The sequence below is a fragment of the Rhizobium sp. 42MFCr.1 genome, from assembly GCF_000377185.1.
Taxonomy (GTDB): domain Bacteria; phylum Pseudomonadota; class Alphaproteobacteria; order Rhizobiales; family Rhizobiaceae; genus Rhizobium; species Rhizobium altiplani.
This window is the reverse complement of the sequence record NZ_KB897861.1, coordinates 31,413-45,594: the sequence shown is the minus strand read 5'-3', so window position 1 is coordinate 45,594 and position 14,182 is coordinate 31,413. Positions and strand designations below refer to the sequence as shown.

15 protein-coding genes are annotated in these 14,182 nt (G+C 60.3%); 5 read left to right on the top strand and 10 right to left on the bottom strand.

From position 1 onward, the window contains the following. Positions 1–217 (bottom strand): helix-turn-helix domain-containing protein (locus C934_RS32705; RefSeq protein ID WP_018858287.1); only part of this gene is annotated, 217 nt, incomplete at its 3' end. Positions 218–847: 630 nt separating this feature from the next. On the opposite strand from C934_RS32705, the gene C934_RS35330 reads away from it, so the two are divergent. Both C934_RS35330 and C934_RS34845 read left to right on the top strand, forming a co-directional pair. Beyond that, on the top strand, positions 848–1,015 hold the full coding sequence (locus C934_RS35330) for a hypothetical protein (protein ID WP_169683789.1): 168 nt from the start codon (positions 848–850) through the stop codon (positions 1,013–1,015). 105 nt (positions 1,016–1,120) lie between these two features. Further along, positions 1,121–1,348 (top strand): hypothetical protein, encoded by a 228-nt coding sequence (locus C934_RS34845; RefSeq protein ID WP_156828810.1) that lies wholly within the window; start codon positions 1,121–1,123, stop codon positions 1,346–1,348. A 136-nt stretch (positions 1,349–1,484) separates the two neighbouring features. On the opposite strand, the gene C934_RS0127310 is transcribed toward C934_RS34845, so the two are convergent. Then, positions 1,485–2,135: a glutathione S-transferase family protein gene (locus tag C934_RS0127310; protein WP_018859722.1), complete on the bottom strand. Its 651-nt coding sequence runs from the start codon at positions 2,133–2,135 to the stop codon at positions 1,485–1,487. Between the two features lie 205 nt (positions 2,136–2,340). Further along, on the bottom strand, positions 2,341–2,574 hold the full coding sequence (locus C934_RS0127305) for a hypothetical protein (protein ID WP_018859721.1): 234 nt from the start codon (positions 2,572–2,574) through the stop codon (positions 2,341–2,343). A gap of 242 nt (positions 2,575–2,816) precedes the next feature. Here C934_RS0127305 and C934_RS0127300 point away from each other — a divergent pair, with 242 nt between their 5' ends. Beyond that, positions 2,817–3,221, top strand: coding sequence for a hypothetical protein (locus tag C934_RS0127300; protein ID WP_018117009.1), 405 nt, complete (start codon positions 2,817–2,819; stop codon positions 3,219–3,221). A 122-nt stretch (positions 3,222–3,343) separates the two neighbouring features. Here the strand turns inward: C934_RS0127300 and C934_RS0127295 are convergent, their stop codons facing one another. After that, on the bottom strand, positions 3,344–3,550 hold the full coding sequence (locus C934_RS0127295; protein ID WP_018117010.1) for a hypothetical protein: 207 nt from the start codon (positions 3,548–3,550) through the stop codon (positions 3,344–3,346). A gap of 233 nt (positions 3,551–3,783) precedes the next feature. Between C934_RS0127295 and C934_RS0127290 the strand changes: the two genes are divergently transcribed. Both C934_RS0127290 and C934_RS0127285 read left to right on the top strand, forming a co-directional pair. Next, positions 3,784–4,212, top strand: coding sequence for an OsmC family protein (locus C934_RS0127290; protein ID WP_018859720.1), 429 nt, complete (start codon positions 3,784–3,786; stop codon positions 4,210–4,212). 149 nt (positions 4,213–4,361) lie between these two features. Continuing rightward, entirely contained in the window at positions 4,362–5,258 is an 897-nt protein-coding gene (locus C934_RS0127285; RefSeq protein ID WP_018859719.1) for a DMT family transporter, read from the top strand. Between the two features lie 7 nt (positions 5,259–5,265). Here the strand turns inward: C934_RS0127285 and C934_RS0127280 are convergent, their stop codons facing one another. From C934_RS0127280 to secD, 6 genes are all read right to left on the bottom strand, one after another. After that, positions 5,266–6,285, bottom strand: coding sequence for a polysaccharide pyruvyl transferase family protein (locus tag C934_RS0127280; RefSeq protein WP_018859718.1), 1,020 nt, complete (start codon positions 6,283–6,285; stop codon positions 5,266–5,268). A 42-nt stretch (positions 6,286–6,327) separates the two neighbouring features. Further along, positions 6,328–7,818, bottom strand: coding sequence for a lipopolysaccharide biosynthesis protein (locus C934_RS0127275; protein ID WP_018859717.1), 1,491 nt, complete (start codon positions 7,816–7,818; stop codon positions 6,328–6,330). A gap of 67 nt (positions 7,819–7,885) precedes the next feature. Next, entirely contained in the window at positions 7,886–8,803 is a 918-nt protein-coding gene (locus C934_RS0127270) for a glycosyltransferase family 2 protein (RefSeq protein ID WP_026372127.1), read from the bottom strand. 665 nt (positions 8,804–9,468) lie between these two features. Continuing rightward, positions 9,469–11,025 carry a VOC family protein gene (locus C934_RS0127265; protein WP_018859715.1) on the bottom strand — a complete coding sequence of 519 codons (1,557 nt, stop codon included), beginning with the start codon at positions 11,023–11,025 and terminating at the stop codon, positions 9,469–9,471. Between the two features lie 44 nt (positions 11,026–11,069). Next, complete coding sequence (locus C934_RS35325; RefSeq protein WP_018859714.1) at positions 11,070–11,537, bottom strand: hypothetical protein; 468 nt, start codon at positions 11,535–11,537, stop codon at positions 11,070–11,072. A gap of 87 nt (positions 11,538–11,624) precedes the next feature. Beyond that, entirely contained in the window at positions 11,625–14,180 is a 2,556-nt protein-coding gene (secD, locus tag C934_RS0127255) for a protein translocase subunit SecD (RefSeq protein ID WP_018859713.1), read from the bottom strand. Positions 14,181–14,182 lie beyond the last annotated feature (2 nt).

Here is a 14,182-nt window from a genome sequence, read left to right as displayed (position 1 = left end):
GCTTGGTCCGCACAATCAGCTTCTCGATTTGGAAAGGAAGCTGATTGGCGTGCCGGTAAGGCCGTCGCGATCGATCTGTCAGTCCTTCCAGACCGCTGTCGTTATAGCGGCTGATGATCTTGTGACCGGTCTTGCGGGAGATGCCGAATTCGCGGCACAGCGCCGCTATCTTCTCGCCATCCAGAACCCGCGCAACGAATTTGAGACGCTCGTCCATGCGGTTGCACTCCTGCAAAGGCACCTTCGCTCTCCTCGCAAAGGCCAAAAGTGTAACCCATGTCTCCGGTATGAACTGTCACCCCTCTCTCGGGAAGGACAAACTGCTCGTTTCTTCAAAGATCGCCTCTTAGTTCCACGTATCGCGCCGATGCACCAACCCGCACGTGAAACCTTTTTGGCGCAGCCACGCAGGCCGCGAAGGCGGCTTTACCCGCAGGACGCTTGAGCGCCTCGTTCGCCCTCAGTTGGCCCAGCCCGGTCAGTAACCGCACGACAACGCGTTTGTCGGTCTGAAGCCATGTTCACAGGCGGGATTCACGGAATACCGCGGTTGATACTGAAAATCTCCGCGATTTGAACTTTGCGGAGTTGTTGTGCAGGCCGAAGCAAACGCGGCGAGCCCTATCAGCATAAGCATCCGAAGTCTGCGCATGGGTTTCTCCCTGCGGTGGGTGAACTCGTGTCGAGAAACAATCTATCACCGCCATCTGGCGCATGCGAACGAACAGTTGACGGCGAAATTGGCTTTGTGTGGCGCCAGTGGAGCGGTACCTTGCACGGCGTGAATACGCCCCTTGACGCTGTCGCAAAATGAGAACAAAATAGGAACATTCCTATGGAGGTTCTCATGACCCATACTGAACAGGTTATCGCGAATGCCCTTGCTGCCGTCGCCGCAAGCCGGGCGGAGCGGGAGCGCGATGCCGAGCGCCGCAAACGCGTTTTCGGCCATATCGATATCGGCCGCCCTCTGCCTGTAATCAAAGGCCAGCAACTCAGCCTTGACCTTCACTGATGACGACGTGATTGAGACGATCGCCACCGTGCTGAAGGACGTCCGGTGCCAATCGGTATCTTGCGATGGCATTGCGTGGCCGGAACTCGTTTGCCGCCGGCCCAAATGAGTTGGTCCGCACCGGCTCCTGCCGCGAAATTCGACGACAGGGGTGCCTCCCGTGACTGCGGCCCAGTCGTCACCGTCGCCCATATTGACGGGACACGTGATCTGCCCGCCCTCTATGTAGAACGTGTCCCAGCCCGGACCCATGTCGATATTGCCGTTGACCGCTCCTGGATCGCTGAAACCGAGATTGACATGTCAGTCGTCGCCCAGGCCCGTCGTCGCTGACCCAGCCTGATAGCGAACGCTCACCGCCGATGGCTTGCTGGCCGCCGCCTGAGGCAGGTCATCAACCTTCGCCGTTACCGTCGCCCGGCTCACGTGCTGAGGCGTGGTGGCAGGCACAGCCCAAAGCAGATCTTTCTCAGTCAGCCGATGTGGCGGTGAAGACAGCCAACTGGGCATCGAAGGCACGCTTGAAGGCCGGCCGCGCTTTGCCGCGGGCGACATAGGCGAAAAGGTTCGGGTATTCGTCCAGCATGCCCAATCCTTCCAATCTGCGCAGTACCGTCACCATGAGGATGTCGGCGGCACTGAAGTTCCCGTCGAGCCAGTCGGCATCGCCAAGCCGATCGGAAAGTTCGCTCAGTCGCTTGCGAATGCGTTTGTCAATCATGGGCAGGCGCTGCTCGTACCAGGGCTGGTCGCCCTCCAGGAACCTGGCAACTTCTCTATCGACGATCGGCGGCTCTATCGTGTCCAGTGCGGCAAACATCCATGCGATCGCGCGTGCCCGGGCATTTGTATCCTCAGGCAGCAGGCCCGCATGGCGCTCCGCGATATGCAGCACGATCGCCCCCGACTCAAACAGGGCGAGATCGCCCTCCTCATAGGTCGGAATCTGCCCGAAAGGTTGAACCGCGAGATGCGCGGGTTCCTTCATCGCTTTGAACGAAAGAAGACGAACGTCGTAAGGCTGGCCCACTTCTTCGAGCGCCCAGCGAACGCGCATGTCGCGCGCCAAACCCCGGCCGCGATCGGGCGACCGTTCAAAGGCGGTAATGGTGATGGCCATTGTTGTTCTCCATAGCGTGTCTGTCTTGAAGACGACTGGCTGAACGAGATTCTGACACCCAATGTTCAGGATAGTCCTCGCGGTTGTTCAAATAGTCAGGAAGGATTCCTGCTGGCGCGAGGGGGCAGCTTTCGACTTATGCTGGACGTTTCTTCCGCACAGGTCGCAAACGCCCACATCGCGAAGGGTGCGTCGCCTGCTTCGACTAAGCCATCCTTCGCAGCACATCGAGCAGCGTCTGGGCGTCGTCATTGGCGCCGATCCGCCGGAGGCCGTCGTCCGCAAGCGTAGCGATCGCCTCGAGCGCTTCGTACTCGTTCCAGCCCGCATCGACCGATGCCGCGACGAGATCGCGGAAGGCGAACTGCAGCGCGTCCTGGCAGCGGATGTCCCGGTCGGGGTCATCAGTGGCGACGAAGGGTTTGTAAATGTCTCTCATCTCGCTCCCCGCGAATGTGCCGACGAGACAGAATAGTCGAAATGTGTTTAAGGAAATGCTTAAGAATTTGCCAATCTTCAGGGGTAAAGTGCCGATGCGATGGGCGGGGAGTGTTGCGGCGCGTAGCGGTCTCCCGAAACGGCAACAAAATGGTCTTCAGAAGGTTAAATCTCGGACGGCCGCCGTTCTCAATTCTATTGCGGAATGATAATACTGTCAGCGCAAACGGAGGGGGATACTCTATGCCACGCATATCGCAGCTATACTTCAGGACGGCAGTCATATTTCTGATTATCGGCATCCTCATGGGGCTGAACATGGCGATCTCGCAGGATCACAGCGTGATCGGCGCCCATGCGCACTGTAATCTCTTGGGTTGGGTGACCATGGCGATCTTTGGCGGCTACCACGCCCTCAATCCCCAGAAGGCCGAGAAGCGTCTCGCGATGATCCAGTATTACGTCTACACGGCAGGCATCGCGCTCATGGTGCCGGCGCTCTATCTCATGCTTCAGGGCAATACGGCCATGGAGCCGATCGTCGCTCTGGCGTCGGTCATCACCTTCGTCGGCGTGTTGCTGTTCGCTTTCATCATCTTCTCCAGCGAAAAGGTGGTACTCACACCGCCGGCGCCGTCATATCGCTGATCTGTCAAATGCAGCGTCTGGCAGGGTAGCCACCCTGCCCGGCACTCCGCCCAGCGCATCTCGTCGCCGGACATCGATGTCGCTTTAATTGCGAGCCCGTTGCGAGCACGTCGCCTCGAGTTTCAATGGACGATCTGAATCCGGATCTGTTCCTTCGCCGCGTATTCGTGGCAATCGCCGGCAGCGTCGCCGACGAAGATCACATCGCCATCGGAATCGAACAGGCCCCAGCAGGCTTCGTCGTCGAGGTAGACTTTTCTGACATAGCCGAAGGGTTCGGCATCGAGGACGACGCTGGGTGCATCAGGAACAGCCGCAAGTGTTCGCATGGATAACTCCAATGAGTCGTTTCTGTTTTAGTGCAAGCTTATATTGCGCTTTGAAGCTGACCTGGGGCTATCCTTAGAAATCGGGATGGGAAACTGAGGTTGACGAGCGGACGGATTGGTGGCCGAATCACCCGAGTGGTCTGTTTCCGCCCCTTCGCCGGAGCTGAAGCGCATTGCCGCGGGCAATCAAAATCCTTATCTAGCACAGGCTGTCATCACCAAAGGATTTTCTCATGGCCGCCGATCTCAAGGCTCGTCCCCGTCCCGTTGGAGCAACCGCCGTTCTTGGTCGCACCGGCTTTCCACATGTCACCTCGGCCACCAAGGGTGAGCTCGATATCGTCACCGGCGCCTCGCAACCTGGCTTCAATCCGCTCGACCTCCTCTATGCGTCGCTGTCAGCCTGCCTGGTCCTGAGCGCGCGCATTGCCGCAAGCCAGATGGGCATGCTCGACCGGATCACGGAGATCACGGCCGACGTTACTGGCGAGAAGGCAAGCGAAGGCCCGTCGCGTGTCCAGACATTCAACATCGCCTTCTCGATCAAGGGCGACCTCGATGAAGAGACGCGCCTGAAGATCGCCCATGCGGCGGAAGAAATCTGCACGGTCAGCAACACAATTCGCGGGGCGCCTGAATTCTCGGCCGTCATTTCCGGCTGATAGGCTCGGTGCTGCAAATTCGCATCGGCGGGCAATAAGATTGCGCTTTTGCCTGCCCCTGTCGCTCCTCGGCTATCACGACACCATCGCTTCTGATAGGTCCGTTGCTCGCCGCCGGTCGTCAGGCGGTCAGAACGCATCGAGAGCTAATGTCGCAGGCCGCTTCCACCGTCGCAGAAACCCCCGCATCCAACCGTTTTCCCCTCGCCGCCCTGATCCTCGGCGGCGCGGCGATCGGCGGCTCGCCGATCTTCGTGCGGCTGTCGGAAGTCGGGCCGATGGCGACGGCCTTCTGGCGCGTCGCCCTGGCGCTGATCCCGATCTTCATATTCTCGCTTGCGAAGGGCAAGGATGCGGGCTCGAAGCCTGAAAAGCTATCCGACTATGCCCTGCTGGTCGTGCCGGGTGTCCTGCTCGCCATGGATCTCGCGGCCTGGCACCTCTCCATCACCATGACGTCGGTGGCCAATGCGACGCTGCTTGCCAATCTGGCTCCCGTCGTTGTCACGGTGATCGGGCTTCTGTTTTTCGGCGCAGTCGTTACCCGTGTCTTCGTTCTCGGGCTGGTATTGGCGCTTGCTGGCGTGGTTGTCCTGAAGGGCGGTCCTGCGGCGCTTGGCAATGGCGACCTCAGCGGCGATGGCGTCGCGGTCATCGCAGCCGTGTTCTATGCCGGCTACATCCTGGCAATCGGCAAGCTGCGCAGCCGGTTCGATACGGTCCGCATCATGCTCTGGAGCACGGCGTCGGCTGCTGTCTGCATCTTCCCGATCGGCTTCTTCTACGAAGGCCACATGCTACCGCCGACGGCCTATGGCTGGGCGATCGTCTTCGGTCTTGCCTTCGTCAGCCACGCGGGCGGGCAGGTGGCGATTGCCTATTCGCTCGCCTATCTGCCGGCCGCCTTCTCCTCACTGACGCTGCTGCTGCAGCCGGTCGTGGCGGCAATCCTCGCCTGGGTTCTGCTCAGCGAACCGATCGGCCCGATGCAGGCGGTCGGCGGGGCAGTGGTGCTCGCCGGGATTCTGGTTGCCCGGCGAGGCTGATCTCAAATCAGGCGGCGGCCGCAGCGGCGACGCGACGCACATCGAGGATGGCGAGCGCCTCGTCGACCGTTGAGGCAAGCTCCGCCTTGTCGCTGTTGCAGGTGCCCCAGGCCTCGATGAAGCTGCTCGTCTTGCCGTAGCTGTTGTCGAGAACGCAGTGATCGGCGCCCAAGAGCACGCACATGATATGCCCGTGCATGCGATCGGTGATGACCTGGCGCGCCGAGCTCAGCAGGGCGACGCCACGGTCGAAACGCTGCTGCGCCCGTTCGCGATAGGCAAGCTCCGTCATCCGCGCGCGGCCGCCGATACGGCCGGTCAGAAGGCCCTTCAGGATCGCGGCGTGCTTCGTCTGGCGCTGGAAATCGGCAGGCTCGTCGGGCCAGTCCGATTTCACGGTACCCGGACGCAAGGTTGCTGCCGTCAGGTCCTGTGCGGTGCCGACTTCCTGGTCCTCACGCAGATTGAGCAGCAGCTCGTGCTGCGGCGTCGGTCGAGTGACCGGACCGATGCAGAAGGCCATGTCCGGGCAAAGCCGCGTTTCGCACTGGAACCAGCGCTGGGCAAATTCCAGGCTTCGCTGGTCGCGAACGAGAAGCGTGAACTGACCGTGGCGCTCGATCGCACGCGCGGTGCTGTCGACATTTGCCTGCTCCTTGAAATGGATCGTCTGCGGCATCTGGACGATCGGGCGGCCCTTGTGCTTGTCGAGCAGGCCTTCGCGGAACTGGCGGTAGCCGGCCCAGATGTCACCGAAATTGCCGCCGCCGTGCAGGAAAATGCGACCGCTGCTGATCGCGCCGAGCATCCGGTCTTCATCATAGGTCGGGATCTCGGTCACGTAGGTCGGGCGCGTACGTTTCTTGTCGAAATAGGCAAGCTCGCCGAGCCAGATGGCGCTGTCGCCGATATTGTAGTGGTTCGGGAAGTCGAGAAGCGCAAAACGCTCGGACGGATCAAAGAGGTCGGAAAGGCAATTGGCGATCACGCCCTGCAGGCGGTTGATGATCGTAATATTGGATTCCATGAAATGCTCCTTGTTTACGGACACTCGGGTCCATGCAAGCGGCTAGGCTTCGGCCTGTTTGCGGAATGGGTTGAGGGACATGGCAAGCGCGATGTAAGGGCGGATGACCGAGCGGCCGAAGATCGGCAGGAACGCCAGGTAAATCAGTCCGCCCAGGCCGATGCTAAGGCCAAGCGCGAGCCAGCGGTTCTGAATGTGCTCTACGATGACCGGATGCGCGAACCACACGCAGACGGCCATCAGTGTCGCGCCGCAGAAGGGTAGGGCGACGGCCTTCAGCGTGCTTTTGGCGTCGATATGCGCGTATCGCTGAAGCACATATTGCTGATAGGGCATCGTCAGCCAGGCACGCAGCGTATAGCCCGCAGCAACGGCGACAACGCCGTAGGGGACGAGCAGCCAGGTGAGGATCAGCGTCGTCACGAGCTGCAGGGCGGCGACGGAGAGGATCGATTCCGCCCGGTTGACAGCCGAGAGCGCCGACGAGGCAAAGAAGTTCGTGACGAAGGGAACCGCCATCAGCACGAGGACGGTGGCGATATCGCCGGCATTGCCCCACTTGTTGCCGAAGAGCAGCGCGATCATGTCGTTCGACAGGGCGCCGAAGCCGAGCAGCAGCGGGATGGTTCCGAGCGCGGCTGCACCGACGATCTTGTTGTAGGCGTTGCGGAAGGCCGTGTGGTCGTTCTGCAGGCGCGACAGCGTGACGAGCGATACGCTGCCGATCGGGGCCAGCACCGCTTGGCCAATCAGCTCGATCAGCCGCCAGGCAATGCGATAGCGGCCGACTTCGACCGGGCCGAACCAGCGCGAAATGAAGATATCCTGCACGCGGGCGAGCAGCATCCACATCAGCTGGGTCACGACAAGGCTGATGCTGAAGAGGAAAACGGACCGGAACATCGGCACATTGAAGCGAAACTTCGGCATCCAGGGATAGTAGAACCAGCCGAGGAGCACGGTCACGGCGGCGTTGACCGCGGTCTGCGCAACGAGCGCCCAGACGCCCCAGCCGAGAAAGGCGCAGACGACGGCGGTGATGCCTGAGAGCAGGCTGGCGGCGATTGCCTGCCCGGCGAGGCTCTTGTGGCCGAATTCACGGGCAAGGCGCGCATTGTGGATGACGGCCAGCGACGAAATCGGAAGCAGTGGTGCCAGCCAGCGCAGAATGCCTGAAACCGATGGATCGCGCACCAGATCGCCGTAGTAGGGCGCGAAGAAGAACACCAGCGAGGCAACGATGGCGCTGAAGGCGATCGTCGCCCAGAAGGCGGTATCGGCAAGCTCCTCGTCGAGATCAAGCTGGCGCGTGACCGCATCACCGAGGCCTGCATAGGCAAGCACGCGGCCGATTTCCACGAAGAGGCTCGCAAGCGCGAAGGTACCGAAATCGCCGGGCCCGAGAATGCGTGCGAGGATGACGAAGATCACGAAGGTCGCGATTGTGCTCCAGGCCACGCGAATGACCGACCAGAGGACGGAAAGTGCGGTTTTCTTCTTAAGCTCGGCGTGCGCAATTGCCGTATCGGCCATGCATTATCCAATCGAATTTGGCTCGCGAAGAGTCGCGCGTTGATTCTGTTGGCGGCGAAGCGAAACCTCAGGCGGGCTGCTTTGCCTTCGGCCCTCGCCAGTAGGCGAGCATGCCGGTCAGGTTGTCACGAAGCTGGCTGCGGTAGGTCAGGCCAAGTTCCTCGTTGAGTTTTCGGCGCCCGATGGCCTCCATGAGCGCCTGGCGGATTTCCCAGCGCAGCATGCCGCGCATGTTCGAGCGGCGATCGAAGAGATATTTGGCGTACAGCGCTCCGTTGCCGAAGGCGTAGCCGGTCTGGAGACGCTTGATATCCGCGAGTTCACGCCGTCCATGGAAGTGTTTGACGGCAAAATCCGGCAGATATTCGACACGCACGCCGGCATTGAAGGCGCGGTGCACGTAGTCGGTGTCCTCACCGGAGCGGAAAGGGGAGCCCGCCCCGAAGCGAGTATCGAAAAAGCCGATCTTCTCGACCAGCCCATGGGGAAACGCCATGTTCGCGCCATGAATGAAGCCGCCGGCATGCAGCTCGCTGCTCAATACCGCAGGTTCCATCTCGGGCTTGATCGTGACCGGCAGGTCGCGTGTGTCGCCGAGCTCGATCCGCCCGCCGCGCATGACCATCTCGGTATCCGAGCTGAAAAGCGCTGCGAGCGTGCTGAAATAGTCGGGGAAAATCTCGCAGTCGTCGTCGGTAAAGGCGAGGACACGGCCTCTCGCGGCGTGGAGGCCCGTGTTGCGGGCGACGGCGAGGCCGGGTTTCGCTTCATAGATCAAGTTGGTCTTGATCGGCGCGGTCGACGCCCATTGGCGGACGACGTCCGACGTCTCGTCCGTGGAGCCATTGTCCACGAAGACCAGTTCAAGTCTCAGATAGTCTGCCTGGCGGGCGGCAATAGAAACGGCATCCAGGCAGTTCGTTAGTCCATAGACCCGATTTCTCGACGAGATGATCAGGCTGATGTCCACGGGCCGAGGAGGCATGCAAATTCCCCTTCTGCGATCGATGTCGAGGCGAGGATAGGGCTGGGACCCCGCTTCGGCAAGGAGCATTTTGCGCTGCAGCAAAATAGAACAGTTGGAGCAGTTCGCAGACGAATGTGGTAATTTCTTGCCTTCTGTATCGCTTAAGACAATCTAAATATAGATTTAAAAGATAAAAGCTGAATTCTGTGGATAATGTAAGTGGAAATAATTCTTAAAAATTCATAATTCTAGTTTCAATAATATATAGTGTGATCAAATCGAGAAAAGATATGTAAAGATGTCGACGTATATTGTATAAAAAAATACGGCAGCGTCGAAATATATTCACACCGTATAAGTGTTGCAAACAGTCATGGCATTGCTTTCAATTTATGGAAAAGAGACGGGCACGTCTTCATGAATAACAAATAACCGAGGGCCCTTGCGCAGTGGCGTTCATTGTTGACGTTTAGCACGAAGCAGAAAGGTACAACCGTCGGGAACAGCAGACCTTTGTTCGCTATCGTCAAGCGCGAGTTTGTGAAGGCTTGTTTGTCTTTGCTTTGAAACGTTGCTTCCGAACGCCGCAAAAGGACGGAATTGCAGGCGTGTCCGCGCGCGTCGGTGCATGAATGCAGGGGAACGCAGGGCCGGTGCCGTCCCTGCGAAAAAGCCCTTCCGAGCTAGTTGATCTGCTGTGCCAGCCATTTCTGGATGATCGAAACATCAGCGTCGCCGAGATCGTGTCCGCCGGCGATGACATCAGAGTCGACGGTCGCTCCCGATTGTTTCAGCCGGGTTTCGAGGTCGCTGGCATATTTGCCGTAAGCATCCGTCTTGCCGCTGATGACCAAGAGATCCGTGCCTTTGAGATCGGCGTGCGGATAATCCTTCAGGACCGGCATGGAGCGCAACAGCACAGCTTTGTGCACCAAATTCGGATGCAGATAGAGGAGCGAGTTGAGCAGGTTCGCGCCGTTGGAATAGCCGACATAGACGATCTTCTTCGGATCCAGGCCGTAGGACGATACGGCTCCCTCGATGAAGGCGGCAAAGGCCTCGGCTTCGTTCTTGATATCGTCCTGGTCGAAGGAGAACGGCGTGATGCGCTTGTACCAGCGCGGAATGCCTTCTTCCGTCGCCCGTCCGCGCACGCCAAGCAGCGTGGCACGCGGGGCAGCCTCGTGCAGCAGGGGCATCAACGTCGTTTCGTTGCCGCCTGAGCCGTGCAACAGCACGAAGACGCTGCCGTCAGGATCCGGCGGCGTATAAAAGCGGTGCACGAAGGGCAGGTCGCGGTAGTTGATGCGGGGCTCGCCGGGCATCGAAAATTGCGGCAGTACGACCTTCAGATCCTTGAGATCGGTGATTGGGTCCTTGGGAACGAAAAGCTTGGTGCCGAGCGTGGCCCGCGGCTCGTCCACCATCATGCCGGGCTTGTCTGTCGCCAATTCGATCAGTGTGCCGCCTGGCTCGCGGGCATAGAGCGATTCGAAATACTTGCGATCGTGCAGGTTCGTCGCCGACGCGCCGCTTTCCTTCAGGGCATCGTGCACCTTGTGAAGTTGCTTCTCGTCTACGGCGCGGAAGGCGACGTGATCGGCCGTCCCGGTACCGGGCGCGCCGGACCAGAATCCCTGGGCATTCCTGATGTCGACAATATCGCCCGATTCCGAGACAAGCCGGTCGATGTTGCCGCGCGTTTCCTGGAAGCGGTAGCCGAAATGACGCTCCGCGAAGTCACGGCTTTCGGCCGGTTTCTCGGTGAGCATGGTGACGCCGCGTACCCGCTGAATGGCGTGTTCGACCGGAACGCCCGCGCCGTCCCAGGTAGCGGGCGACTTCAGATCACGGGCGCCGGCGAGCTTGACGATGATATTGTCGGGGTCCTTCAGCCGCAGCACAGGTTCGCCAAACTCATCGGCCGGGCCTTCAGAGCGAAGTCCGAAACTCATGCAGCGGGTGAGCCAATAGCCGATGCTCGATGGATCGATCGCAAGCGACAGCTCACCGATCTGGCTGTGGCCGACGCGGCCGGGTGAACCGTCTTCCCATACAAGGAAGGTCACCAACGAGCCGGGGCTGCCAACGCCGTCCCCGTAGAAGAGATGAAGCTGCGTGGCGTCTTCGAATCCGGCGGTCTGCTTGACCAGCCGCATGCCGAGAAAACCCGCGTAGAAATCCACGTTTGCCTGCACCTTTCGGGTCAGGAGGGTCACGTGATGGATGCCAGATACCATTGAATACAGTCCGGATGGATTGGGAGGCGTCGCCATCGCCAGCATTAGTGCAAGTATAAACGCCATGCCGTTATAATTGGGGTTTGCCTCGAAGGTTCCGCATAAAGAACTAAGCTATCTCCACGCGCCTGCAAATTCAAACTGTCCAGTCCGTCCAACACTTCGCGGAATTGCTGAAGGGTCGGCGGCTTGAGCATGCAGGTGGATGCTGCCATCGAGCGCGCGCAGGTTTTTCTCGCGCGGCCGTGAGGCCAAGCCCCGGGCCGGCGGGTCGCCCTGCCTGCGGCAGCTTCCAGAAGGCGTCGAAGATCTTGTCCTGATAGGTGGGGTCGGTACCAGGCCCGGCTCTTCAACTGGTCGCCGTCAAGCTTGCCGGCCAAGTCGTCGAGCAGGATTTCCGCGTACATCGCGATGTCTCGCGGCGGCGATTGCAGATCGTGCGAGGCGATTGCCAGGAAGCGCCGAATGCGCTCCTCGTTTTCAGTCGATTCAATCGGTTGCTCGGACGACATGCTGCAGAACCTCCCAGTCGGGCGAGAATAGAAAGAGGGCGCCGGTTCAGCAACCGGCGCCCTCATTTCGTTTCATCTCACTAGCACTCAGCCGGCGGTCTTGCGCGGCTGGCCCTCTTCCGGAGGGATGATTTCTGCTTCGGGCTCGGCCGCAGCAATGGCCTTGCCGTGGCGACGACGCCAGTCGCCGAGGAAGAGCAGGATCGGTGCTGCGATGAAGACCGACGACGCGCCGGCAACGAGAATGCCGAAGACCATCGGGATCGCGAAGCTTGAGACCGCGCTGCCGCCCCAGATCGCCATCGGCAGCAAGGCAAGAAACGCCGTCGCGTTGGTGTAGAGGCTTCGTGCGAGCGTCTCGTTGATCGACCGGTCGATGATCTCGCGCAGCGGCATCGACTTGTAGAGGCGCATGTTTTCACGCATGCGGTCATAGACCACGACCTTGTCGTTCACCGAATAGCCGACGAGCGTCAGGATGGCTGCGATGGCTGTCAGGTTGAAGTCGAGGCCGGTCAGCGCGAAGAAACCGATCGCCTTGGTCACGTCGAGGATAAGCGTGACGATAGCGCCGACAGCGAATGGCCATTCGAAGCGATACCAGATGTAGAAAAGCATCGCCAAGCTTGCGATGACGACCGACAGAATGCCGGCCCAGGCGAGCTCGCCGCTGACCTTCGGACCGATGACATCGGTGCCGGTAACGGTTGCCGAAGGGTCGATCTTGACGATCTCGGCCTTCAGCTTTTCAACGGCTGCCGTCTGGGCTTCTTCCCCACCTTCCTGACGCTGCGCACGCACCGCCATGGTGTTGTTGTCGCCGTAGGTCTGGAGGGAGACTTCGCCGAGGCCAAGGCTGTTCAAGCCTTCGCGGAAGCGGCCGAGATCGGCGGCGTCCTGCGTCTTGACCGACATCTGGATCCCGCCGCGGAAGTCGACGCCGTAGTTGAGACCCGGATGGATGAAGAGGACGACCGAGGCGATCGACAGAAGCGCCGAGACCGTCACGCCGAAGAAGCGAGCCTTCATGAACTGGATATGGCGGCCGTAAGGGTTGAACATCATCGGGATCATCGGCTTGATGTTCAGGACCTTCAGCTTACGACGGCGTGTGATCTCGATCATCGTGACGCGAACAAAGGCGACAGACGTGAACATCGAGATGATCAGGCCAAGCGCCATGGTCACAGCGAAGCCGCGGACCGGGCCGGTGCCGAACCAGAACAGGATGGCCGCTGCGATCAGCGCCGTCATGTTGCCGTCGATAATCGTCGAATAAGCGCGGCGGAAGCCGGTATCGATGGCAGCGAACGCGCTCTTGCCCTTGCGCGTCTCTTCGCGGATGCGCTCGTTGATGAGAACGTTCGCGTCGACCGCAAGACCGATACCGAGGACGACACCCGCGATACCTGGCAGCGTCAGCGTTGCTCCGACAAGCGTCAGGGCCGAGAAGGTCAGGATCGTGTGGATGAGCAGGGCGAAGTTCGCGAGGAAGCCCCACGTGCCATACAGAATGAAAATGAAGGCTGCGACAAGCGCGAAGCCGACGAGACCCGAATAGATACCCATGCGGATAGCGTCCGCGCCGAGGTCGGCACCGACGGTGCGTTCTTCGATGACGGTCAGCTTGGCAGGCAGGGCGCCGGCGCGCAGCATGGCGGCGAGCGTTGTTGCGCTGTCAGCCGAGAAGTTGCCCGAAATCTGGCCGGAGCCGCCGGTGATCGGTTCGCGGATGACAGGTGCGCTCAGCACCTTGTCGTCGAGAACGATGGCGAACGGATTGCCGACGTTCTGACGGGTGATGTCGGCGAATCGGGTTGCGCCGGCGCTGTCGAAGCGGAAGCTGACGACGGGCTCATGCGTATTCGGATCGAAGCTGACGCGCGCATCCGAAAGACGGTCACCCGAAATCTCGACGCGGTCGAGAACTGCAAAGCTGTTGCCCTGCTCATCCTTCAGCATCGTCACGCCCGGTCCCGGAGCGTTGTTCGGAGAAAGCATGTGGAAGGACATCTTCGCGGTCGAGCCGAGAAGCTGGCGAAGGCGAGACGGGTCCTGTGCGCCCGGGAGCTGCACGAGCACGCGGTTTCCGCCGATGCGCTGGATCGTCGGTTCGGCGACGCCGACCTGGTCGACGCGCTGGCGAATGACTTCAAGGCTCTGCTGGACCGCGGAATCGACATTGGCTGCAATGCCGGCCGGCGAGAAGGCGACGAGGATATTGCCGCCGCTGGTCGTAACCGAGAGATCGGACTGGCCGGCGCTGAGGCCGGTGGCAATCGCATTGCCGAGCGTCTTCAGCTGTGTGACCGCATCGTCCGTCTGTGCCGTATCCGTCAGGGTCACGACGATCTGGTTCTGATTGCGAACGACTGATTTCGTCTGGATGTTCTTCTCGCGAAGGACGCGGCGGGCATCCTGCAGGAGCGACTGCAGGCGCTCGCGGGTCAGGTCCGCTTCGTCAACTTCGAGAACGAGGTGCGAGCCCCCGCGAAGGTCGAGACCGAGCGAAACCTGGTTATGCGGCAGCCACGAGGGCAGACGCGCGAGGGTGGATTGCGGCAGTGCGTTCGGCAGAGCGATCAGAATGCCGAGGAGAATGATCACCGTATAGGTGAACACCAGCCATGGTGAATTACGCATGT